20 protein-coding genes are annotated in these 21699 nt (G+C 65.8%); 4 read left to right on the top strand and 16 right to left on the bottom strand.

What is annotated here, in order from left to right; all coding sequences use genetic code 11:
* Window positions 1-3: 3 nt before the first annotated feature.
* From MF6396_RS09595 to gcvA, 5 genes are all read right to left on the bottom strand, one after another.
* Window positions 4-2262 (bottom strand): xanthine dehydrogenase family protein molybdopterin-binding subunit, encoded by a 2259-nt coding sequence (locus MF6396_RS09595; RefSeq protein WP_078480179.1) that lies wholly within the window; start codon window positions 2260-2262, stop codon window positions 4-6.
* On the bottom strand, window positions 2262-2720 hold the full coding sequence (locus MF6396_RS09590; RefSeq protein ID WP_043862972.1) for a (2Fe-2S)-binding protein: 459 nt from the start codon (window positions 2718-2720) through the stop codon (window positions 2262-2264). Before MF6396_RS09590 ends, MF6396_RS09595 begins: the two co-directional genes overlap by 1 nt.
* A gap of 128 nt (window positions 2721-2848) precedes the next feature.
* On the bottom strand, window positions 2849-3757 hold the full coding sequence (locus MF6396_RS09585; protein ID WP_078480178.1) for a YncE family protein: 909 nt from the start codon (window positions 3755-3757) through the stop codon (window positions 2849-2851).
* A gap of 70 nt (window positions 3758-3827) precedes the next feature.
* On the bottom strand, window positions 3828-5078 hold the full coding sequence (locus MF6396_RS09580; RefSeq protein ID WP_054915403.1) for a 2-aminoadipate transaminase: 1251 nt from the start codon (window positions 5076-5078) through the stop codon (window positions 3828-3830).
* 90 nt (window positions 5079-5168) lie between these two features.
* Window positions 5169-6059 (bottom strand): transcriptional regulator GcvA, encoded by an 891-nt coding sequence (gene gcvA / locus MF6396_RS09575; protein WP_043862969.1) that lies wholly within the window; start codon window positions 6057-6059, stop codon window positions 5169-5171.
* Between the two features lie 334 nt (window positions 6060-6393).
* Here gcvA and MF6396_RS09570 point away from each other — a divergent pair, with 334 nt between their 5' ends.
* The gene (locus MF6396_RS09570; RefSeq protein ID WP_054915402.1) at window positions 6394-7794 is read left to right on the top strand and encodes an amino acid permease; all 1401 of its coding nucleotides are present in this window, start codon (window positions 6394-6396) and stop codon (window positions 7792-7794) included.
* A gap of 90 nt (window positions 7795-7884) precedes the next feature.
* On the opposite strand, the gene MF6396_RS09565 is transcribed toward MF6396_RS09570, so the two are convergent.
* From MF6396_RS09565 to MF6396_RS09550, 4 genes are all read right to left on the bottom strand, one after another.
* A complete protein-coding gene (locus MF6396_RS09565) occupies window positions 7885-8472 on the bottom strand; it encodes a biliverdin-producing heme oxygenase (RefSeq protein ID WP_078480177.1) in 588 nt (195 codons plus the stop codon).
* Between the two features lie 304 nt (window positions 8473-8776).
* Window positions 8777-9466: a hypothetical protein gene (locus tag MF6396_RS09560; RefSeq protein ID WP_054915400.1), complete on the bottom strand. Its 690-nt coding sequence runs from the start codon at window positions 9464-9466 to the stop codon at window positions 8777-8779.
* A 234-nt stretch (window positions 9467-9700) separates the two neighbouring features.
* Window positions 9701-10393 carry a hypothetical protein gene (locus MF6396_RS09555; RefSeq protein WP_054915399.1) on the bottom strand — a complete coding sequence of 231 codons (693 nt, stop codon included), beginning with the start codon at window positions 10391-10393 and terminating at the stop codon, window positions 9701-9703.
* Window positions 10394-10530: 137 nt separating this feature from the next.
* Entirely contained in the window at window positions 10531-11244 is a 714-nt protein-coding gene (locus tag MF6396_RS09550) for a GNAT family N-acetyltransferase (RefSeq protein WP_229589264.1), read from the bottom strand.
* A gap of 369 nt (window positions 11245-11613) precedes the next feature.
* Between MF6396_RS09550 and MF6396_RS09545 the strand changes: the two genes are divergently transcribed.
* Window positions 11614-12807, top strand: coding sequence for a sugar transporter (locus MF6396_RS09545; RefSeq protein WP_043862964.1), 1194 nt, complete (start codon window positions 11614-11616; stop codon window positions 12805-12807).
* Between the two features lie 5 nt (window positions 12808-12812).
* Here MF6396_RS09545 and MF6396_RS09540 read toward each other — a convergent pair whose 3' ends face one another.
* A complete protein-coding gene (locus tag MF6396_RS09540) occupies window positions 12813-14336 on the bottom strand; it encodes an FAD-dependent oxidoreductase (RefSeq protein WP_078480176.1) in 1524 nt (507 codons plus the stop codon).
* 112 nt (window positions 14337-14448) lie between these two features.
* On the opposite strand from MF6396_RS09540, the gene MF6396_RS09535 reads away from it, so the two are divergent.
* Window positions 14449-14901: a GNAT family N-acetyltransferase gene (locus tag MF6396_RS09535; RefSeq protein WP_078480175.1), complete on the top strand. Its 453-nt coding sequence runs from the start codon at window positions 14449-14451 to the stop codon at window positions 14899-14901.
* Here the strand turns inward: MF6396_RS09535 and fdhE are convergent.
* The 5 genes from fdhE to MF6396_RS09510 form a co-directional block, all read right to left on the bottom strand.
* The gene (fdhE, locus tag MF6396_RS09530; protein WP_078480174.1) at window positions 14898-15788 is read right to left on the bottom strand and encodes a formate dehydrogenase accessory protein FdhE; all 891 of its coding nucleotides are present in this window, start codon (window positions 15786-15788) and stop codon (window positions 14898-14900) included. The genes MF6396_RS09535 and fdhE overlap by 4 nt on opposite strands.
* Window positions 15785-16432: a formate dehydrogenase subunit gamma gene (locus MF6396_RS09525; RefSeq protein WP_043862960.1), complete on the bottom strand. Its 648-nt coding sequence runs from the start codon at window positions 16430-16432 to the stop codon at window positions 15785-15787. The genes fdhE and MF6396_RS09525 overlap by 4 nt, the downstream gene beginning before the upstream one ends.
* Window positions 16429-17319, bottom strand: coding sequence for a formate dehydrogenase subunit beta (gene fdxH, locus MF6396_RS09520; RefSeq protein ID WP_274521382.1), 891 nt, complete (start codon window positions 17317-17319; stop codon window positions 16429-16431). The genes MF6396_RS09525 and fdxH overlap by 4 nt, the downstream gene beginning before the upstream one ends.
* Before the next feature lie 19 nt (window positions 17320-17338).
* Window positions 17339-20389: a formate dehydrogenase-N subunit alpha gene (gene fdnG, locus MF6396_RS09515; RefSeq protein ID WP_078480172.1), complete on the bottom strand. Its 3051-nt coding sequence runs from the start codon at window positions 20387-20389 to the stop codon at window positions 17339-17341.
* Between the two features lie 230 nt (window positions 20390-20619).
* Complete coding sequence (locus tag MF6396_RS09510) at window positions 20620-20898, bottom strand: YceK/YidQ family lipoprotein (protein ID WP_116054465.1); 279 nt, start codon at window positions 20896-20898, stop codon at window positions 20620-20622.
* Between the two features lie 173 nt (window positions 20899-21071).
* Between MF6396_RS09510 and MF6396_RS09505 the strand changes: the two genes are divergently transcribed.
* The gene (locus MF6396_RS09505) at window positions 21072-21422 is read left to right on the top strand and encodes a hypothetical protein (protein WP_043862958.1); all 351 of its coding nucleotides are present in this window, start codon (window positions 21072-21074) and stop codon (window positions 21420-21422) included.
* Here the strand turns inward: MF6396_RS09505 and MF6396_RS09500 are convergent.
* A complete protein-coding gene (locus MF6396_RS09500; protein WP_043862957.1) occupies window positions 21419-21670 on the bottom strand; it encodes a hypothetical protein in 252 nt (83 codons plus the stop codon). The two genes, MF6396_RS09505 and MF6396_RS09500, sit on opposite strands and share 4 nt — an antisense overlap.
* Window positions 21671-21699 lie beyond the last annotated feature (29 nt).

Raw genomic sequence — 21699 nt, 5'->3', positions numbered from 1 at the left:
GGCCTAGCTGAAGGTGTAGCGCGACAGCGGCATGCTGCGGATGCGCTGGCCGGTCAGGTGCGCCACCGCATTGGCCACCGCCGGGGCCACCGCCGGCAATGGCGGCTCGCCGATACCGCCCATCTTCGCGCCGCTCTCGACGATGCGTACATGCACCCGCGCCATACGCTGCGCCGACAGGATCGGGTACAGGTCATAGTTGCGCGCGCGCGGCTGGCCGTTCACGTACACCGCTTCCTCCACCAGTGCCTGCGACAGCCCCAGCGACACCGCGCCATTGACCTGCGCCTCGATGATCGCCGGGTTGACGATGCTGCCGGGGTCGATGGCCTCCCAGATATCGTGCACCTTCACCTGGCCCTGCTCGATGGACACCTCGGCGATCACCGCCGCCTCCGAGCCGAACGGCGAGGCCATGGCCACACCCCGAGCGCGCCGCGAGCCGTCCTCGGCGGTGAACGGGCCACGCTTCCAGCCACCGGACAGATCGCCCACCGCCTGCAGCAGGTTGGTCAGGCGCTGGTTGTCGCGCAGCAGGTGCAGGCGCAGTTCGAACGGGTCCTGCTTGCCCTTGTCGGCCAGCTCATCGAGGAACGCCTCATAGAAGAAGTCATTCAGCGAGTTGCCCACCGAACGCCAGTAACCGAGCATCGCCGGGCCTTTCACATAGACCTGGGCGATACGTTTGCTGGGGATGGCGTAGGCCTTGCCCGACAGCCCTTCGAGTGCCGTGGGGTCGATTTTCTCGCCCTGCTTGCCGGCGATGGCTTCGGTGGGGCCTTCGGTGGCGCTGACTGCCTCGATGGCCACCGGCAGGCCCTGGGCGTCGAGTGCGGCGCGGAACTTGACCACGGCCATGGGGCGCAGCGCGTCACGCAGAAACTCCTCTTCGCGGCTCCAGATCAGCTTGACCGGGCGCCCGACTGCCTTGGCCAGCAGGATCGCCTGCGGGTAGGGGTTGGCGCTGTCGTACAGGAAGTGGCGGCCGAAAAAGCCGCCCAGCAGCGGCGAGTGCAGGGTGATCTGTGACGGGTCCAGGCCGGTGCGCTTGGCCATGTCGGCGCGGAACATGTCGGGCGCCTGGTTGGGCAGCCACACCTCCAGCGTGCCGTCGGGGTTGAAGCGCGCCAGGGCCGAAGGCGGCTCCAGCTGTGCATGGTTGAGGAACTGGTTGTGGTAGGTGGCCTCCACCTGGGTGGCGGCGTCGGCAAAGGCTTTGCCGAAGTCGCCTTCATTCTCTTCGTCGCGGGCCGGGCCGGTGGCCGCGGCCAACTGGTCGCGAAAGGCGTCACTGGAAAAGTCCGCAGGCATCTGGCGCACCTTCGCGTCGGCCGATGCCTCCAGCCACTGCACCTGCACGGCCTCCACCGCGCGCTTGGCGTGCCACCAGCGCTCGGCCACCACGGCCACCGCACCGGGCAGCCGATGCACCGAATGCACGCCCTTCATGGCTTTCACCTGCGCCTCGTTGCGCAGCTCGCCCACGCGCATGCCCAGGCGTGGTGCATGCTGCACCGCGGCATGCAGCATGCCATCGACCTTCACGTCGATGCTGTACACGGCCTTGCCGGTGGACTTGTCATAGGCGTCCACCCGTTGCACCGGCTTGCCGATCCAGCGGAACTGGCTGGGGTCGCGCAGCGTCACGCTGGCAGGGTCTGGCACGGGCAGGTCCATGGCCTGGGCTGCCAGTTCGCCATAGCCCAGCGTGCGCCCCGACGCGGCGTGTATCACCCGGCCGGGCTCGGTGCTCAGGTCGCCCACCGGCACACCCAGGCGCTCGGCAGCGGCCTGCAGCAGCATGGCGCGGGCCAGGGCGCCGAGGCGGCGCATGGTCGGGTAGCTGGTGCGCACCGACATGCTGCCGCCGGTGATACGCATGCCGTTGTCCATCACCACGTACTGCTCGCCGGGCGGTGCGCTGTCGATCAAAAAGGTGGCGGGGTCGGCATCGAGCTCTTCGCCCACGATCTGCGCCATGGCCGTGAAGATGCCCTGGCCGCCCTCCATGAACGGGCTGAGCAGGCGGATGCGGCCGTCCGGGCGGATCTCCAGGAAGGCCGGCACCTGAGTGCCGGGCGCCGCTGCGTTGCCCGTGGCGGCCTGCACACGGCTCAGGCCCAGGGGCAGGCCGAAGCCCAGCACCAGTGCGCCCACTGCCGTGCCGGCGCTTGCCAGCAGAAAGCTGCGGCGCGAGATATTGACCGGCTCGCCCACAGGGAAGGGCTGGGCCACGCCGGTAACGCGCAGGCTGTCGTTCATCAGGCGTTCTCCTGCGCGGCGGCCACGTCGTGCACGGCGGCATGGATGGCGTTGTAGGTGCCGCAACGGCACAGGTTGACCATTGCGGCAGCAATCTGGGCATCGCTCGGGTGCGGGGTGTGCTTGAGCAGGGCGGTGGCCGCCATCACCTGGCCCGACTGGCAGTAACCGCACTGGGCCACTTGGTGCTTGACCCAGGCGCTGACCACGCGCTTGCCCACGGCGTCGGCCTCCACGGCTTCGATGGTGGTGATTTCGCGCCCCACCACGCCGGCCACCGGGGTCACGCAGGCACGCACCACGGCGCCGTCCACCAGCACCGAGCAGGCGCCGCACTGGGCCAGGCCGCAGCCGTACTTGGTACCGGTCAGGCCCAGGTCATCGCGGATTACCCACAGCAGGGGCGTGTCCGCGTCAGCATCGACCTCGTAGGTCGTCTGGTTGATTCGCAGTTGCATGGCTCACCCGTCATCAGTCGGTCAGGTCTTGATTTCTTATGGGCGTGGCCGTGCGCAAGGCGCAGGCCACCCATAGACGCTAGCACACGGGGCGGCGGGGGCCGTTGAAGGGGCGGGTCAGGTGACGATCAGCAGGGGCTGGCCAGGTCCAGCTTGGCCACGATGGCGCCGGTGAAGAAGTCCACCAACTCGCCACGATGGCTCAGCACGTGGTCGCCAAACCAGTCAGCGGCCAGTCGCGCCTTGGGCATGATGGTGGTCTCGGTATGGCCGGTGGCGGTTGCGATGATGAGATTGCCGGCGAGCGTGGAGCTGTCGGTGGGCGAGGTCGGCAGGCACAGGTGGCTGCCGGATTCGTTGAACAGGATCCGGCCCGAGCCGACATGGCCATACGCACTGACGTCCTTGGTCCAAACCGTTGCGCCCTCGCGGTCGCAGCACAGCAGCCGGTTGTTTTCCCCGGTCACGAACAGGTACTGCCCGTCGCGGGAAAAGCGCAGGCTGCGCACCTTTGCCTCCAGCGGCACGCTGACCCTGCCGATTTCGCCGCTGGCGCAATCGACCGTCAATACGCCATTGCGGGCACGCTCGTCGGGGGCCCAGAGCCTGCCCTGCAGCGGGTCGATGCTGCCGAACCTGGCGTCCACGTCACGCTCCACAGGGTCGCTGTGTTCACCGCTGTCCAGGTCGATGATCACCGGGCGTTTCTTGCCATTGGCCACGCTGACCAGCGCGTAGCGGGCGCTGGGGTCGAAGCGTGCCCAGTACGACAGCAGGTTCTGGGTTGCATGCAGCGGCGCGCCGTCGTGCACAAGGTTCAGCCGCGAGCGACTTGCCCCGCGCACCACCAGCCACTTGACCCCGCTCAGCGCGATGCGGCGTTGGTCGCGTGCGATGTCCCACACGCTGTCGTCGGGCTGGGCGAAAGTCGGCCGGCTCAGGGTGCCGGTGTCGGGATGGTACTGCACGAGGCAGGGCGGGCGAACGGTGTCGTCCTTGTCGAAGAACACCAGGCGGCGCGGTACATCGATGTACATTGGAACTCCCAGGGCCAGCGTGCGAAACGATGCAGGATAAAGCCTGATTGCGCTGGGCAAAAGCACTTGCTCATGACAGTTCTGCCAGGCAGCGCTCCAGGATATCCAGCCCACGCTCCAGCACGTCTGCCTCGGCGGTCAATGGCGCCAGCAACCTGATGATGTGCCGCGCCTTGCCCGCCGGCATCAGCAGCAGCCCGGCCGCGCGTGCCTTCTCCAGCACCTCGGCCAGCTGCGCGGTGGCCGGCTTGCCTTGTGGCGTGACCAGCTCGATGCCGCGCATGGCGCCCACACCGGTCAGGCGCCCGAGGTACGGCGTCAACCCGCGGGCCTTCCACGCTTCATACCGCCCGACGATGGCGCGCTCCTGCAGCTCGCCCCAGGTCGCCAGGTTGGCATCGCTCATCAGTTCCAGGGTCGCCAACCCTGCCGCACAGGCCAGCGGGTTGCCCGAATAGGTGCCGCCCAGGCCACCCTTGGGCAGGCTGGCCATCAGCTCGCGCCGGCCTACCACCGCTCCCAGCGGCACGCCGCCGGCAATGCTCTTGCCCAACAGCAGCAGGTCCGGCTCGATGCCCAGCCGCGGGAAGCCGAAGCGCTGGCCGGTGCGGCCAAAGCCCGACTGGATCTCGTCGATGATGATCAGGATGCCGTGTGCATCGCAGAACGTGCGCAGGGCCTGGGCAAAGGTGGGGTCCATTGCCAGGAAGCCGGCTTCGCCCTGCACCGGCTCAAAGATGAAGCAGGCCACTTCGTTGACGTCGATCTCGACGCTGAACAGGCGCTCCAGCGCCTGCATCGCCTGCTCGCCGGTCACGCCGTTGTCGGCGCTGGGGTAGGGCAGGTGGAACACCGGGCCGGGCAGCACGCCGACCTTCTGCTTGTAGGGTGCCACCTTGCCATTGAGGTTGAGCGTGGCCAGGGTACGTCCGTGGAAGCCGCCATCGAAGGCCACCACCGCCGTGCGCCCGGTGGCGGCGCGGGCCACTTTCAAGGCGTTCTCCGCCGCCTCGGCGCCACTGTTGGTGAGCATGCCTGCCATCGGGTAGCTCAGTGGCACGAACGCTTCCAGGCGTTGCATGAACTGCACATAGGGCCCGTGCGGGACGGCGTTGAACGCCGCATGGGTCAGTTGCGTGGCCTGGTGCTGGATGGCGCTGACGATCGCCGGGTTGCAATGCCCCAGGTTGAGTACGCCGATACCGCCCACGAAGTCGATGTAGTGCTTGCCATCGGTATCCCACACCTGGGCATTGCGCCCGTGTGAAAGTGTAATGGGATGCACAATGGAAAGAGATCGGCTGATTGTTTCGTGCGTCATGGGCAAGTACCTGGGTGACGGAAGTTTTTATATATCTAAGCCAACATCCGGCAAACGCCACAAGCGAAATAAAGTCGAGCAATCATTCCGTCAAATCGTGATCCTGCCCTGTATCCACTCGACGAACGCCTTCACCTTCGGCACCTGCGCCGCATGCTCGGCATGGGCGATGAAGTGCGCGCCCTCGCTGGGCATGGTGTGCGCCCAGGCCACCACCAGCTTGCCCTCGGCCAGTTCTTCGGCCACCAGGTAGCGTGGCACCAGGGCGATGCCGCAGCCGGCCTGGGCCGCGCGGATGCACAGGTAGAAGGTGTCGAAGCGCGGCCCGTGGTAGCTGTGCTGGGACTGCAGGTCCTGCTGCAGGAACCACTCGTGCCAGGCCTCCGGGCGCGAGGTGCATTGCAGCAAGGGGTGGCGGGCGAGGTCTTCGGCGCTGCGTGGCAGCGCTGCCGCGATCAGCTCGGGGTGACACACCGGCACCACCTCTTCATGGAACAGCTCGATGCAGGTGGCCCCCGGCCAAGTGCCCTGGCCGAAGAAAAACGCGATGTCGGCCTTGTTGTTGAGCAGGTCGAAGGGTTCCAGCTCGCTCTTGATGTCCAGATGGATGTTCGGGTGCTGCCGGCTGAAACCGTGCAGGTTGGGCACCAGCCAGCGTGCGCCGAAGGTGGGCTGGGTGGCCACGGTCAGCACCTGGGTCTCGCCGCCGTAGGTCAGGATGTAGCGGCTGGAGATGTCCAGCTGGGTGAGGATCTTGTTCACCTCGGCCAGGTACAGCGAGCCTGCAGGGGTCAGGTGCAGGCGCCGGCGCACGCGCTGGAACAGGTTGTGGCAGAGCATCTCCTCGAGTTGCGCCACCTGCTTGCTCACCGCGCTCTGGGTCAGGTGCAGCTCCTGCGCGGCGCGGGTGAAGCTCAGGTGGCGGGCCGCCGCTTCGAAGCATTGCAGGGTGGTGGTGGAGGGCATCAAACGCTTGGACATCGAGGGCACCGGGCAGATGAAAAGGACTGAGTTCATTCCATGGAGGAATCATGTGGTGATAAAAGGTCGTTTGTAAGCAGCCTGTTCGCAGATTAATACTGACCTGCGTCAATCATTTCAACTGCTAGTTTCGATGCCCCGAGGGACCGGGAAAAGTGCGTCCGAAACTTATCGAAAAGAGGCCGATCAGTACCCGTTACATTACGTTCGATGCCCAAAAAACAATAACGGCTCCTTACATTTCTGCTGCCGCACACTTTCCATGAAGACCTTGGCCTGACCTGCGCGGTCATCGCGCAACCAGGTGCAGCAGGCATTGGCCAGAGAGGCAACCATGTCGTCCCTACAAGAAAAACCGCAACGCTCGCTCAAGCACGGCCTGACCTCGCGTCAGGTCTCGATGATCTCCATCGCCGGCATCATCGGCGCCGGGTTGTTCATCGGTTCGTCCAACGCCATCGCCAAGGCCGGTCCGGCCATCCTCATCTCCTACATGATTACCGGCCTGCTGGTGCTGCTGGTGATGCGCATGCTCGGCGAAATGGCCATCGCCGACCCCAACAGCGGCTCGTTCTCCACCTACGCCGGGCGGGCCATCGGGCCATGGGCAGGCTTCACCATCGGCTGGCTGTACTGGTGGTTCTGGGTACTGATCATTCCGGTCGAGGCAATCGCCGGTGCCGACATCCTGCACGCCTGGTACCCCGACGTGCCGTCCTGGGCCTTTGCCTTCCTGATCATGATCGTGCTGTCGTGCAGCAACCTGATCAGCGTGAAGAACTTCGGCAAGTTCGAGTACTGGTTCGCCCTGGTCAAGGTGGTGGCGATCATCGGCTTTTTGGTGGTGTGCCTGATGGGGGTGAGCGGTGTATGGCCGCTGGCGCAGACCTCGGGCGTCGAGAACCTGTGGTCCAATGGCGGCTTCATGCCCAACGGCTTCGGCGCCGTGCTGGCCGGCGTGCTGGTGACCATCTTCTCGTTCTTCGGTGCCGAGATCGTCACCATTGCCGCCGACGAAACCGCCAACCCGAAAGACAAGATCCGCCGCGCCACCAACCTGGTGGTGTACCGCATCGCGATCTTCTACGTGTTCTCGATCTTCTTCATCGTCGCGCTGGTGCCGTGGAATGACCCGCGCCTGCTGCAGGTGGGTTCGTTCCAGCGCGCGCTGGAAATCCTCAACGTGCCGGGCGCCAAGTTCCTGATCGATGTGGTGGTGCTGGTGGCGGTCACCAGCTGCATGAACTCGGGGCTGTATACCGCTTCGCGCATGCTCTATTCGCTGGGCGCGCGCGGTGAGGCGCACCCGCTGACCAAGCGTATTTCCGGTAGTGGCGTGCCCACCGTGGCGGTGCTGCTGTCGACCCTGGCCGGGTTTGTCGGTTGCTTCGTGAACTTCGCCTTCCCGGGCAAGGTGTTCGGCTTCCTGCTGTCGACCACCGGGGCCATCGCGCTGCTGGTGTACCTGGTGATTGCCGTGTCGCAACTGCGCATGCGTGCCATCGTCGAGCGCGAGGGCACCGAGCTGGCGTTCAAGATGTGGCTGTTCCCGTGGCTGACCTGGCTGGTGATCGTGGTGATTTCGCTGGTGCTGGGCTACATGCTGTTCAGCCCCGACTACCGCTACGAGACCTTGATGACGGCGGCGGTGACGGCGTTGATCCTGGGCATCGCGTTCTACCGCAAGCGGGCGCGTATCGAGCATCAGCCGCAGGCGATGACCGAGCAGGGTTAGCGAGCGCTGCGCACTCGATCGCCGGCAAGGCCGGCTCCTGCAGGATCATCGTGACTCCTGCAGGCGCCGGCGAAGACGTCGCTACAGGCCTCAGCCGAAAATGTCGCGCACGCTGCTGCGATAGAACTCGAACGCCGCCAGCGCCCCATCCACCGCCTGGCGCTCCTGTTCCTCACTCAGCACCAGTGCATCGATCAACCCCACGAACTGGCGCCACTGCAGCGCACGCCCGTCCGGGTGCGGCGCCAGATGCCGGGCGCCACGCTGCGCGCCCAGCCCCAGTTGCTGGGTCTGCCTGAACAGAAACGCCGCCCCCAGGTTCGAGCCCTCGCTGCAGTACAGCCAGCCCATTGCTTCAGCTGGCGCAGACAGCTGCACAGGTGCCGGTACACCGGGCACCGGCAGGCCAAGGTCGCGCAGGTCGGCCTGCACTGCCTCGAACCGCGACAGCGCCGCCAGCCCGGGCAATGTGCGGTTCAACTGCACATCGCCATACAAGGCTTGAAGGCTGCCATGAAAGCGGTGCTGCACTTGCAGAAACAATGCATAGCGCTCGCGGCTCTCGAACGGTCGAACGCCCAGCACCAGCGTATCGACACTGTCGTGCTCGCGGCGGCTGGCGGCCTTGAGGCGTTGGCAGCGGCCGGGTTCGGGCGCAGGGGAGGCGGGGGCATTCATGGTCGGGGTCTCATGTCGGCAGTGAGCAGGCATTGGTAATGCCAATGCCTAGACTCTCTCGCGCCATCGTCGTTCCGTGCAGCACCCGGCCTGCCAGGCGAGCGTCTTCAATGCGTGGATCTGCAATGGCATCTTCATCCCGGGGCATTCGTCTCTGAACTGCATTCGTGGGCGTCATGGCCGGCGGATGCTTGCATGCGCTCCAGGTACGGTCAAGCGCCGCGCAGGGCGGGTAGATGCGGGGTTGAGCAGGGATGTCGAGCAGGCCCCTGCACCCGCAGCGCGGGCGCAGGGGCTGGCAGGTTCATGCCGGTGCGGCGGCTGTCTTGACTGCCCGCGGCTTGCGCAGCTGTTCCAGGCGTGAACCGCTGTAGGTGGTCTCGCGGAAGAACTTCCAGCGCCCGAACAGGCAGTACACGTGCGCCACGCGCCCCTGTTCGTGATAACCCATGCGCAGGTGCAGCTTCATGGCCGGTACGTTGTGCGTCTCGACCACGTCCACCACCTTGTTGCAGCCCTGGGCCTGCATGGCCGCCCACAGGTTGACCTGGGCATCCACCGACAGGCTGGTGCCGAAGTACGACGGGGTCATCTCGCCGCCGAACTCGAAGAACTCGCCCTCCTTGACCGGGAAGGTGCAGCCGTAATAGTGACGGTCCAGGTAGTCGCGCTTGCTGCCCCAGATGAACGCCACCGCATTGTCGGCATCGTCCAGGTACATGTGCCCGGTGTGGCCTTCGCGGGCAAGCTCGGCCATGGTTTGCACACGGTCGCCGAAGTGGCGGGCAAAGGCGACGGCGTTGTCCTCGGTGATGGTCACCAGTCGCACCGGCTTGTGCGGTCGCAGGTTGTGCGGCGGTACCGCACTGACCAGGTCGCGCTCCATCCACAGCAGTTCCCAGTGATAGAACACATGGCGTTCCCAGAGGGTTCTGGCGACGCGGCGAAGGCCTTTTCTTCTGATCTTGTCGCGCACGTTCTGCAAAGCACCCATGGTGCCTCCTTGCCGGATAGGGCGGATGAAACGGTGGGTTTGATGAAATCTTTTTCATGGTATAGCCCAGCGTTTTGACGGCGTGTCAAAAAGCCATCGCAGCGGTTGTTTCAAAATATGTGTAACAAGGGTGAACCGCTCTACACCGGAGGTTACCGGCATAGAGCAGTTGATCGGAAAGGTCTGACGCTTTTTTGACGATTTAATGGCGCCTGAATCAAGGCGCGGTTCTGCTCAGGCGATGAAGGTGTCAGGGGCCCGTGGCCGGGCCCGCGGCGCCAGGTGAGCGAGGCGCTTGCCGCTGTAGTGGGTGGTGCGCGAGAACCGCCAGCAACCGAACACTCTGTAGGCGTGGGTGATGCGACCCTGTTCCTGATAATCCAGCTGCAGGTGCATCTTCACCGCCTGCACGTTGTCCAGCGCCACCACATTGACGATGCGCGTACACCCCTTGGCCAGCATGGCGGACCACAGGTCGAGCTGGGCCTGGGTCGACAGGCCTGTACCGAAGTAGGCGCGGTCGACTTCCCCGGCAAACTGGAAGTATTCGCCTGGCTGCACCGGGAAGGTGCAGCCGTAGTAATGGCGGTCGTGGTAATCGCGGGTGCTGGCCCACACCATCGCCACCGCGTTGCCGTGGCTGTCCACGTACATGTGGCCGGTGTGGCCCTGTTCGGCGAGGTCGGTCATGGCCTGCACCTGGCCAGGGAAGTAACGGCTGAAGGCCTCGGTATTGTGGGGTGTTATCGCTACCAGGTGCACTGGCGGGCAGGTGCGCCTGCGTTGCGCGGCGACGGGCGCAAGGGGGCTGCGCTGCAACCACACCAGTTGCCAGTGCGAGAAGATGTAGCGGCGCCACAGCGGGCGAAGCGCACGCAGCAAGCCTTTTTGTCTGATGCGCTGGTGGGCGATTTCGATCAATTGCATGAGAACTCCGACAGGTTTTATTCCAGGAGCTCCGATTAGGCGTCCACCGGCAGTTGCATGCCATCGGCCTTCTCTACAGCCCTGGTAAGCTGAAGGTCATGCGCGCTGCATGACCTTGCAACCCGGGGCGTAGGCGCTCAGGCGTCGGTGTCGTGCAGCTGCGGCGCCGGCTCGCTGTCGGCCTTGCGTCTGGCCCGCGGGGCCAGGTGGGCCAGGCGCGAGCCGCTGTAGTGGGTCACGCGGGAGAAGTACCAGCGCCCGAAGAACCTGTACGCGTGGGTGATGCGACCCTGTTCGTGGTAGTCCAGGTGCAGATGCATCTTGACTGCCTGTGCGTTGTCCAGCGCCACCACCACCACGATGCGCGTGCAGCCTTTGGCGAGCATGGCCTCCCACAGCTCGGTCTGTACCCGCGTGGACAGGCCGGTGCCGAAGTAGGCGCGCTCGACTTCGCCGGCGAACTGGAAGTATTCGCCGGGCTGTACCGGGAAGGTGCAGCCGTAGTAGTGCCGGTCGTGATAGTCACGGGTGCTGGCCCACACCATCGCCACCGCGTCACCGGCTTCGTCCAGGTACATGTGGCCGGTGTGGCCTTCGCGTGCAAGGTCGTTCATGGCCTGCAACTGGCCGGGGAAATGGCGCGCGAACGCGTCGGTATTGCTCGGGGTGATCTGGACGAGCCGCACGGGAGGGCAGGGGCGGGTGCGTTGTCGAGGCACCCTGGCCAACGGGTCGCGGTCCAGCCACACCAGTTGCCAGTGCTGGAACACGTGGCGTTGCCACAGCGGGCGCAAGGCGCGACGCAGGCCTTTTTGTCTGAGACGTTGGAGCAGTTGCGAAACTAGGCGCATACGGCCTCCTGGCAGATCCGGTACTCAAGGGACCCCGATTAGGCGTGTGTCGGTAAACCCTGACCATCGGACAATGCTGCAGCCCTTGTCAGGCTTTGCACTACTACGGGCTCATGACAAAGACACTGCATGTCCGTGGCAAGTTTCATCGGTGGGGCCGGCGCGGCGCGGCGAGCGTTATTGTCGCCCCCCCGACGCATGACGTACCATCGGGCCTGCGACCCGCACCTACCTATAACAACCTTCTGCAGCGCAACACCCAGGCCGCCGGCCCAGGGGTGGCTTTTGCCTGCGCGCCTTTTGCCGCGCAGGTTTCATTGAACCCAGGGTCGCGTCTGACGCGCCCGCCCCGGAGCCTTGCCCCGTCCGATGAACAACCCCGCAGATACCCGTAATGGCAGCTGGCTCAGCGTTTTCGCGCTGGCCCTGGCTGCATTCATCTTCAACACCACCGAGTTCGTGCCGGTGGCCCTGCTCAGCGATATCGGCCGCAGCTTCGACATGCCCACCGCCCAGGTCGGGCTGATGCTGACCATCTATGCCTGGGTGGTGTCGCTGGCCTCGCTGCCGATGATGCTGATGACCCGCAACATCGAGCGACGCAAGCTGCTGGCGTTCCTGTTCGTGCTGTTCATTGCCAGCCATGTGCTGTCGAGCATGGCCACCAGCTTCGGCATGCTGCTGTTCAGCCGCATCGGTATCGCACTGGCCCACGCGGTGTTCTGGGCCATCACCGCGTCGCTGGCGGTGCGGGTGGCGCCGCCGGGCAAGCAGGCCAAGGCCCTCGGGGTGCTGGCCACCGGCACCACCCTGGCCATGGTGCTGGGCATTCCGCTGGGGCGAGTGGTGGGCGAGGCGCTGGGCTGGCGCACCACCTTCATGGGCATCGCCGGGGTCTCGGTACTGACGTTGCTTTGGCTGATGCGCTCGCTGCCGCGCCTGCCCAGCCAGAACTCCGGTTCGCTGCGCAGCCTGCCGATGCTGCTCAAGCGGCCGGCGCTGCTCTCGGTGTATGCGTTGGTGGTGCTGGGCATCACCGCGCAGTTCACCGCCTACAGCTACATCGAGCCGTTCAGCCAGCAGGTCGCGGCGATGAGCGGCGAGATGACCACCATCCTACTGTTGCTGTATGGCGGGGCGGGCATCTTCGGCTCGATCCTGTTCAGTCGCTACAGCGAGCGTTTCCCGCGGGGGTTCGCGATTGGCGCCATCGGCGCCATCGCCCTGAGCCTGTTGCTGCTGGCCCCGCTGGCAGTCAACCCGACCCTGCTCTGCGCGCTGAGCATGGTGTGGGGCATGGCGATCATGTGTTTCAGCCTGGCCCTGCAATCGAAGGTGCTGGTGCTGGCTTCCGATGCCACCGACGTGGCCATGGCCATGTTCTCGGGGCTGTACAACGTGGGCATCGGTGGCGGGGCGTTGCTGGGCAGCCTGGTCAGCACCCACATGGGCCTTGGCGACATCGGCCTGGTGGGCGGCGCGGTCGCGGTCAGCGGCCTGGTGCTGTGTTGCGTGACCACCTACCGCTATGCCGGGGTGCTGGGCGCCGACAAACCGGCGTAAGCACCTCACCAGGGGCGCAGGCCCCGCTCGCTGAAGTAGCGCTCCACGGCGGCGGTGGAGGCCGAGGGTTCGGCCAGCGCCACGTAGCTGTCGGGGCGCAGCAGGTACAGCGCGTTGCGTGCCAGGCCGGCGGCCGTGCAGGCGGCCGACCAGGGGTAAACCTGCAGTGGCAGCTGGCGTGCGGCGCACCAGGCGCTCAGTTCCTTGCTGGCCAGGCCGTACACGTGCACCTGCCAGCCCAGGTGCGACAGCGCGCTGAAATTGTCGTGTTCCTGCGTCACCACCCAGGGCAGGCGGTCGCCGCCCTGCACATGGCCGGCGCTGCCGAAGCTCAGCGGCATCAGGCGGTAGTTCAGGCCCAGTTGCGAGACCGTGCGAAACAGCAGGCTGCGCGCCTTGGCGAATGCCGCCATGCGCGGTATCAGCACCGGTGCCAGGCGCGTACGCAACAGGTTGGCGATGCTGCCATCGGCGGTAGCGAAGGTGAACACCTGGTCGGTGGTGGCCACCAGGCGCCGGGCGAAGGCCATGCGCTCGACCGGGTAGCTGTCGAGCAGGTCGTCGTGGGCCTTGCCCTTGAGTACGCTGCACAGCTTCCAGGCCAGGTTGATTGCATCGCCGATGCCGGTGTTCATGCCCTGGCCGCCGGCCGGGCTGTGCACGTGCGCGGCGTCGCCGAGCAGGAAGGCGCGCTGCTGGCGGAAATGCCCGGCCACGCGATGGTGTACGCGGTAGGTGGAAAACCAGTTGACCTTGAGCACCTGCAAGTGCAGGTGCTCGATGGCACGTTGGCTGACATCCTCGAAACGCAGTTGCTCGGGGTGTTCGGCGCGTGCGTCGCGCACCGTGCCGATCAACCGCGCGCGGCCTGCGCCGGCCAGCGGGAACACCGCCAGAAAGTCCGCCTCGTCCAGGTCCACGTGCAGCTCGCCGTTCATGGGCGGGCCGCTGGCATCCACGTCGGCCACGTAGAACAACTGCTGGTAGGTGCCGCCGGGGAAGTCGACATGCAGGCCGTTGCGCACGGCCGAATGGGCGCCGTCGCAGCCGGCCAGGTAATGCGCCTCGCAGTCTTGCTCGCTGCCGTCGGGCAGGCGCAGGCGTGCGCTGACGGTGGTGTCGTGCTGGGTGAAACCGAGCAGTTCGGTGCTGCGTTCGACCTCCACGCCAAGGCCGCGCAGGCGCTCGATCAGCAGGTTCTCGTGCTGGTCCTGCGGGTAGATTTCGAGAAAGGGGTAGGGCGTGAGGTTGGCGCCGATGCTGTCCAAAGGCAGGCGTGCGGCGGGCTCGCCCTTGACCCAGAGGTTGGCGGCGGGCACCTGGTGGCCGGCGCCAACGACCGCGTCGGCCAGGTCCAGCTGGCGGTACAGCTCCAGGGTGCGGGCTTGCACGGCGAGCGCGCGGGAGGTGGTGCCGGCGGCGCTGGTCCTGTCGAGGATGCGTACCGAGATGCCCAGCTTGCTCAGCCACAGGGCCAGGACCAGGCCGGTGGGCCCGGCGCCGATGATCACGACGTCAGAGTGGGGCATGGCGCGGTCCTCCGGGAAGGTGCGGTGGCACTGACAAGTGTAGATGCAGGTGGCCACACCCCTCATCCAATTCGGTGTACCTTTGCATCCCCCCAACGCCCAGAGCACACCCATGATCGACTGGCTCAGCAACCACCCACACCACAGCGATACCCTGGCCCGCTGGCTGCACGAGCAGTTCGCCTACGAATACGCCGATGTACCGCTGGCCCAATGGCAACAGGAATTCGCCCATGGCCAGACTGACGGCAGCCTGTACAGCCTGTTGGCGCTGGATGACGACAACCTGCTGGGCAGCGCTTCACTGGCGCGCGACGACCTGCCCCTGCGGCCCGACCTGAGCCCCTGGCTGGCCTGCGTGTTCGTCAGCCCGCAAGCCCGCGGCCAAGGCCTGGCCGAAAAGCTGATCGAGGGCATCTGCACCAAGGCCAGGGCCCTGGGGCACACGCACCTCTACCTGCACACCCACGACCGCGCCGAGTACTACCACAAGCGGGGGTGGCAGTACCTCGAGCAGTTCCAGGCCTGGGGCAAATCACACTGGCTGATGCAGTACCCGCTCTAGCCCGGGAACAGAAACGGGTTCACGCCGCTGCGATCGAACCCCTGGCGCTCCACCTCGGCATCCAGCGCGATCGAGGCCAGGTCATCGGCCACCAGCTCAAGGTCGCGCTCGTGCTCGGGGTAGAACACCTTCAGGTAGCTGTGGCAGTCGTCGCAGCTCTCGGCCTTGATCGCGGTTTCATGGGTATCCAGCGACCAGTAGTCCAGGCTGCCGGTCTCTTCGCAGTTGCTGCACTTGAGCCGCACCATGTGCCAGCGGCTCTCGCACAACCCGCAGTGCAGGTAGCGCAGCCCGGCCTGGGCACCGGTCATGATCACGCTGGCCACCGGCGCCCCGGTGCACACCGGGCAATGCTGGCGCTGCTCGCCCACGCCGGCATTGCCGATGGCGGGCAGGTGCGCCGCCAGCTGGGTGAAGTACAGCGACAGGGCCGCCCACAGGAACAGCGCCTGACCGCTGTCGATCTCGCTGAAGCGGCCTGCCAGCAATGCATCGGCCGCCACGTCCAGGGCGGCCTCGCCCTGCGCGCACAGGCCCTGCAGGGTGGCGTGTTCGATGTGTTCGCCAAGCCCGCGCAACAGTTGCTGCCAGTAGGCATCGCGCGGCAGGCTGGCCCAGGCCAGCGGCGCCTTGCCGGCGGCTACCCGCCCGGCCAGGCTGCTCACCAGCGTTGCCGGCAGCGGCAGGCGTTCGAGCAATTGCTGCTGGGCATCGACCACCTGTGCCACGAACCGCAGGTAGTCGGCCATCGGGTGCCCCTCGGCCAGCTGACGCAGGCGCGTGGCGCGCTGGCGGTAGCGCTCGCCCAGGGTCGGCAGCAGCACGGCAGGTATTTCGCCAACGCCGGCGCTACGCTGCTCGGCAGGGGTCATCTGGATGCTGTTCATTGCTGCTTGCCACTCCCGCTCTGCTTGTTGCTGATCTGCCGGTACCAGCGGTCATGGTGGGTCTTGGCCCAGCTGCGGCTCACATACCCGGTGACCATGCCGCGAATCGAACCCTTGACCCAGAACGCCAGGTACGCATGGCCGATGATCAGCAGGATCAGGCAGATGCCGGCAATGGCGTGTACCAGCAGGCCGATGCGAATCGACGGGATGCTGAACCACGGCGCGAAGTACGGCCGCCAGATCACCACGCCACTGACCAGCAGCACGCTGATCAGGCCCATGATTCCCCAGAACAGGATCTTCTGCCCGGCGTTGTACTTGCCGATCTGCAGCGCCGGCTCGTGCTCGCCGGCCAGCACCTGGCGCACGTTCCTGAACCACGCGAGGTCTTCACGCTCGGGCAGGTTGTACTTGACGAAGCGCACGAACAGGAACGCCAGCAGCAGGAACACCACCACCCCGAAGAACGGGTGCAGGATGCGCGCCAGCTGCGGGGTGCCGAACACGGCGTTGAGCCCGTTGAGCGACGGGAAGAACCACGACAGCCCCGACAGGGCCACGGCAAGGAAGCACAGCACCATTACCCAGTGGCTGGCACGCTCGATGAAGCGGGTGCGCAGGATCAGTTTGTCCTTGTTCATGCGTGGGTGTCCTCCTCGTGTTTCTCGTCGGCTTCCTCGACCTCGTTCGGCCCCACGCCCACGTAGTGGAACAGGGTGCCGGCCAGGGTAGCGAAGAAGGCCACGGCCGCCACCGGCTTGAGCCAGCCCTTCCAGCCATGGATGGCGCTGCTGATGCGCGGGTCGGTGGGCAGCTTGTGGTACAGGTGCGGCTTGTCGGCGTGCTGCAGCACGTACACCACGTGGGTGCCGCCCACGCCCTGCGGGTCGTAGATGCCGGCGCCGGCAAAGCCGCGGCCCTGCAGCTCGGTCACGCGCTCGCTGGCCTGGTGCAGCATGTCCTGCTTGCTGCCGAAGTTGATCGCCCCGGTGGGGCAGGTCTTGACGCAGGCCGGCTCCTGGCCGACCGACACGCGGTCCACGCACAGGGTGCACTTGTAGGCCTTGTTGTCCTTCTTGCTGATGCGCGGCACATCGAACGGGCAGCCGGCGATGCAGTAGCCGCAGCCGATGCAGTAGTCGGACTGGAAGTCGACGATGCCGTTGGCGTACTGGATGATCGCCCCCGGTTGCGGGCAGGCCTTCAGGCAGCCCGGGTCGGCGCAGTGCATGCAGCCGTCCTTGCGGATCAGCCACTCGAGCTTGCCGCTTTCATCTTCGACTTCATCGAAGCGCATCAGCGTCCAGGTTTCGGCCGACAGGTCGGCCGGGTTGTCGTACACGCCGACGTTGTGGCCGACCTCGTCGCGCAGGTCGTTCCACTCGTTGCAGGCCACCTGGCAGGCCTTGCAGCCGATGCAGATGCTCACGTCGATCAGCTTGGCCACTTCGGCCTGGTGGTCGCGCGCACGCGGCGCCGGGGTCAGCACGTTGGTGGCCGAGCGCTTGATGATGTCTTGGGATTGCATGGACATGAAGTTCGCTCCCTCAGGCCTTTTCGATGTTCACGAGAAACGCCTTGTATTCCGGCGTGTGGGTATTGGAATCGCCCACCCCCGGGGTCAGGGTATTGGCCAGAAAGCCCTTGCGCGTGGTGCCTTCATAGCCCCAGTGGCAGGGGATGCCGATGGTGTCGACGTCCTGCCCGTCGATGGCCAGGCGGCGGATGCGCTTGGTCACCACGGCCTTGGCCTTGATGTAGCCACGCTGGGTGCTGACGCGCACCAGGTCGCCCTGCACGATGCCCTTGTCGGCGGCCAGCTTCTCGCCGATCTCGATGAACTGCTCGGGCTGCACGATGGCGTTGAGCCGCGCATGCTTGGTCCAGTGGCGGAACAGCTCGGTGATCGAGTAGGTGGTGGCCACATACGGGAACTGCTCGCGGCTGCCCATGCGCTTGCGATCGCTTTCGTACACCCGCGCGGTGGGGCTGTAGGTCACGTTCGGGTGCAGCGGGTTGTTCGCCAGCGGGCTTTCGGTGGGCTCGTAGTGTTCGGGGAACGGCCCGTCGTTCATCGCGCCCACCGAGAACAGCCGGCCCAGGCCTTCAGGCAGCATGATGAACGGGTTGGTGTTGCTGCCCGGTGCAGCGGTGACGGCGAAGTCCGGCACGTCCACGCCGCTCCAGCGCGCCCCGTCCCAGCCGATCAGCTTGCGCTTGGGGTCCCACGGCTTGCCCTGGGGGTCGGCCGAGGCGCGGTTGTAGAGAATGCGCCGGTTCTGCGGCCACGCCCAGGCCCAGCCCGGGGTGCAACCCAGGCCGCTGTCGGCGTTGTCGCGCCGTGCCATCTGGTTGCCCTTTTCGGTCCAGGAGCCGGCGAAGATCCAGTTGAAGCTGGCAGTGGTGCCGTCGTCGCGCAGCTGCGAGAAGTCGTCGAGCAACTGGCCCTTGCGCAGAATCAGGTTGCCCTGTTCGTCGTGCAGGTCGGCCAGGGCGCGGCCGTTGGATTCCTTGGCCACTTCCTCGGGCTTGGGGTCGAACGGGTCGGCGTAGTCCCAGGCCATGTTGAGAATCGGCGCGGGGTTGGCACCGCCTTCCTTCTCGTACAGCTCGCGTATCTTCAGGAACAGGTGGCCGAGGATCTTGCCGTCGTGCCAGGCCTCGCCGGGCGGCGCAGCGCCGGCCCAGTGCCATTGCAGCCAGCGCCCGGAGTTGACGATCGAGCCGTCTTCCTCGGCAAAGCAGGAGGAGGGCAGGCGGAACACTTCGGTCTGGATCGCCGCGGTGTCCACGTCGTGCTCCTCGCCGTGGTTCTGCCAGAAGCTCGAGGTCTCGGTGGCCAGCGGGTCGATGATCACCAGGAACTTGAGCTTCTCCAGCGCGGCCTGGGCCTTGTTCTTGTCCGGGAACGCCGCCACCGGGTTGAAGCCCTGGGCGATGTAGCCGTTGACCTTGCCCTCGTACATGCGGTTGCTGTAGTTGAGCACGTCGTAGCTGTCGTCCCACTTGGGCAGCCAGTCGAAGCCCCAGTCGTTGTCCTTGGTGGCCTTGTCGCCCCACAGGCTCTTCATCAGGCTGACGAAGAACTTGGGGGTGTGCTTGTAGTAGTTGACCTGGTCGGGCAGCACCGCGCTGGGCGTGGTCTGCTTGAGGTAGGTGGCCAGGTCGGTCTGCGCATCCGATGGCAGGTTCATGTAGCCGGGCAGGCGCAGCGAGAGCAGGCCCAGGTCGGTGTAGCCCTGGATGTTGGAGTGGCCGCGCAGGGCGTTGACCCCGCCACCGGCCATGCCGATGTTGCCCAGCAGCAGCTGGATCATGCCCGAGCCTCTGATCATCTGCGCGCCGTTGGTGTGGTGGGTCCAGCCCAGGGCGTAGAGGAAGGTGGCGGTCTTGTCCGGGGCACTGGTGGTGCCGAGGATCTCGCAGATCTGCAGGAAGTCGGCCTTGGGCGTGCCGCAGATGTTGGTGACCATGTCCGGGGTGTAGCGGCTGACGTGGGCCTTGAGCAGGTTCCACACGCAGCGCGGGTGGCTCAGGGTCATGTCGCGCCTGGCGAAGCCGTCGGCGTCCAGCTCGTAGGTCCAGGAGCTGCGGTCGTAGCTGCGCTTGGCCGGGTCGTAGCCGCTGAACAGGCCGTCGTCGAAGCTGTAGTCCTCGCGCACGATCAGGCTGGCGTTGGTGTAGGCGCGCACGTAGTCGTGCTGGATCTTGTCGTGGGTGATCAGGTAGTTGACCACGCCCATCAGGAAGGTCACGTCGGAGCCGGCGCGAATCGGCGAGTAGATGTCGGCCACGGCGGCGCTGCGGTTGAAGCGCGGGTCCACCACGATGACCTTGGCGCCATTGCGGATCTTGGCCTCGATCACCCACTTGAAGCCCACCGGGTGCGCCTCGGCGGGATTGCCACCCATGATCAGCACCACGTTGGCGTTCTTGATGTCGACCCAGTTGTTGGTCATGGCGCCGCGCCCGAAGGTCGGCGCCAGGGCCGAGACGGTAGGGGCGTGGCACACACGGGCCTGGCTGTCGGTGCCCAGGATGCCCAGGGCGCGGGTGAAGCGCTGGTCCAGCGAGCCGGTTTCGCTGCTGGCGGCCGAGCTGCACAGCATGCCGGTGCTCAGCCAGCGGTTGACCGTGGTGCCCTTGTCGTTCTTCTCGATGAAGTTGGCGTCACGGTCGTCCTTCATCAGGCGTGCGATGCGCTCGATGGCGTGATCCCAGCTGATGCGCTGCCATTTGTCCGAGCCAGGGGCGCGGTATTCGGGGTAGAGCAGGCGTTGTTCGCTGTGGATGTAGTCCACCAGGCCCGCGCCCTTGGGGCACAGCGAGCCGCGGCTGACTGGGTGATCGGGGTCGCCTTCGATGTGGAAGATACGCGCCTTGGCGTTCTTGGCGCCGTCGCCCAGGCTGTACATCAGCACGCCGCAACCCACCGAGCAGTAGGTGCAGTTGTTGCGGGTTTCCTTGGCGCGCAGCAGCTTGTACTGGCGTGATTGGGTGGCCTGGGCCATGCCCGGGGCGAAGCCCAGGCTGGCCGCAGTGGCGGTGGCAGCGCCGACGGTGCACAGCTTGAAGAACTGTCTTCTGCCCAGTCCCATGGTTATCTCCTTGTACAAACGAGCTCCAGAATCGGCCGCGCACGCGCAGGCCCGCCGAGATCAGCGTCAGGATCGGTAAGTGGTATGCAGGCTAGTCACAGAGGGTGCGCGCCAAGACCCTTTCTATCGTGGGTGTATTGCGCGCAATCGGGGGCAGTTTATGCCCTTACTTAATTTGTGACTAATCGACCTTGTCGATGAACCTATAGAGGGATTCGATTGTTTGGCACTCAGCGCGAGAGGTCGGCGGGGATCATCGCGGTATCGATCACGATATCCACGGGCGCGGTGACGATAAACGCCAGCGGGCACACGATCAGCGGCCAGCAGAACTGCGCCGAGGTGGCGCTGAACAGGAACGAGAAGTTGTTGCGCACGCCCCGGTACATGCCTGGGGATGCACATTCGGCGCAGTACCCACCGCGCATCATGGTGCCGCAGCTGGTGAGGGCGAGGGTAGAGACGATGAGGGCGAGCGAGAGGATTCGGATGGTGCTGTTCCTTGGCACAGGGGGGGAGGGTCCGTTTTTCTGCGCGGCATTCTCTCACCGGGGGCTGGGGCAATGCTACAGTCGCTCCTTTTTCAATCAGCAGGCCAGGCCTCTTCGCTGGCAAGGCCAGCTTCTGCAGGGCCAGCGAAGAGCCCGGTACTGCCGACACACAACCAACGGGAGAGACAACCATGCGCGCAGCAATGCTATTGGGTACGGCACTGGTGCTGGCCGGATGCGCCTCGTCGACGATGAACCAGGCTCGCCTGGGCGCACCGCACAAGACCTTCACCTCGGCCAAGGCCGAGCCGCTGGTGGCCGAGTGCATCCAGTTCGGTTGGCAGGACGAAGCCGTCTTCGGCGTGGATGCCAGCGGCTACCTCGACGCCGGCCCCAACGGCGGGGCCACGGTGTCGACACGCGATGCCGAATACTTCGCCGATGTGCGCGCCGAAGCCGGCGGCACGGTGGTCAAGTTCTACACCCTCAAGGACGATGCATTGGCCCAGCGGCGCATGGCGGCATTGGCCACCTGCCTCTAGCCACGCCCCTCGAAACGCCCGGTGATGCGCTCGCGCCAGCTCAGCGGGCGCGCAACGTGTTCATGCGCGCCGATCTCAACCAGGGTGAAGGCGCAGCGCACGATATCGCTCACTTCCTGATCGGCCAACCGTGCGCAGGCTTCGCGGTGCGCCTGTGCCTGATCGCGACCTGCCAGGCTGTGCACCTCGAAGCCAAGGTTGCGTTTGGTGATATGCCAGTGGTGAAACACAGCGACAAAGCGGCTCATGTGCGCCCCGCAGTCAGATCAGGGATGGG

The sequence above is a fragment of the Pseudomonas sp. MF6396 genome (assembly GCF_002018915.1).
Taxonomy (GTDB): Bacteria; Pseudomonadota; Gammaproteobacteria; order Pseudomonadales; family Pseudomonadaceae; genus Aquipseudomonas; species Aquipseudomonas palmensis.
This window is presented reverse-complemented; position numbering and strand designations above follow the sequence as displayed.

Coding starts and splice junctions, on each gene's coding strand:
- MF6396_RS09595 (WP_078480179.1), bottom strand. CDS start 2,262: ATGAACGACAGCCTGCGCGTTACCGGCGTGGCCCAGCCCTTCCCTGTG.
- MF6396_RS09590 (WP_043862972.1), bottom strand. CDS start 2,720: ATGCAACTGCGAATCAACCAGACGACCTACGAGGTCGATGCTGACGCG.
- MF6396_RS09585 (WP_078480178.1), bottom strand. CDS start 3,757: ATGTACATCGATGTACCGCGCCGCCTGGTGTTCTTCGACAAGGACGAC.
- MF6396_RS09580 (WP_054915403.1), bottom strand. CDS start 5,078: ATGACGCACGAAACAATCAGCCGATCTCTTTCCATTGTGCATCCCATT.
- gcvA (WP_043862969.1), bottom strand. CDS start 6,059: ATGTCCAAGCGTTTGATGCCCTCCACCACCACCCTGCAATGCTTCGAA.
- MF6396_RS09570 (WP_054915402.1), top strand. CDS start 6,394: ATGTCGTCCCTACAAGAAAAACCGCAACGCTCGCTCAAGCACGGCCTG.
- MF6396_RS09565 (WP_078480177.1), bottom strand. CDS start 8,472: ATGAATGCCCCCGCCTCCCCTGCGCCCGAACCCGGCCGCTGCCAACGC.
- MF6396_RS09560 (WP_054915400.1), bottom strand. CDS start 9,466: ATGGGTGCTTTGCAGAACGTGCGCGACAAGATCAGAAGAAAAGGCCTT.
- MF6396_RS09555 (WP_054915399.1), bottom strand. CDS start 10,393: ATGCAATTGATCGAAATCGCCCACCAGCGCATCAGACAAAAAGGCTTG.
- MF6396_RS09550 (WP_229589264.1), bottom strand. CDS start 11,244: ATGCGCCTAGTTTCGCAACTGCTCCAACGTCTCAGACAAAAAGGCCTG.
- MF6396_RS09545 (WP_043862964.1), top strand. CDS start 11,614: ATGAACAACCCCGCAGATACCCGTAATGGCAGCTGGCTCAGCGTTTTC.
- MF6396_RS09540 (WP_078480176.1), bottom strand. CDS start 14,336: ATGCCCCACTCTGACGTCGTGATCATCGGCGCCGGGCCCACCGGCCTG.
- MF6396_RS09535 (WP_078480175.1), top strand. CDS start 14,449: ATGATCGACTGGCTCAGCAACCACCCACACCACAGCGATACCCTGGCC.
- fdhE (WP_078480174.1), bottom strand. CDS start 15,788: ATGAACAGCATCCAGATGACCCCTGCCGAGCAGCGTAGCGCCGGCGTT.
- MF6396_RS09525 (WP_043862960.1), bottom strand. CDS start 16,432: ATGAACAAGGACAAACTGATCCTGCGCACCCGCTTCATCGAGCGTGCC.
- fdxH (WP_274521382.1), bottom strand. CDS start 17,319: ATGCAATCCCAAGACATCATCAAGCGCTCGGCCACCAACGTGCTGACC.
- fdnG (WP_078480172.1), bottom strand. CDS start 20,389: ATGGGACTGGGCAGAAGACAGTTCTTCAAGCTGTGCACCGTCGGCGCT.
- MF6396_RS09505 (WP_043862958.1), top strand. CDS start 21,072: ATGCGCGCAGCAATGCTATTGGGTACGGCACTGGTGCTGGCCGGATGC.
- MF6396_RS09500 (WP_043862957.1), bottom strand. CDS start 21,670: ATGAGCCGCTTTGTCGCTGTGTTTCACCACTGGCATATCACCAAACGC.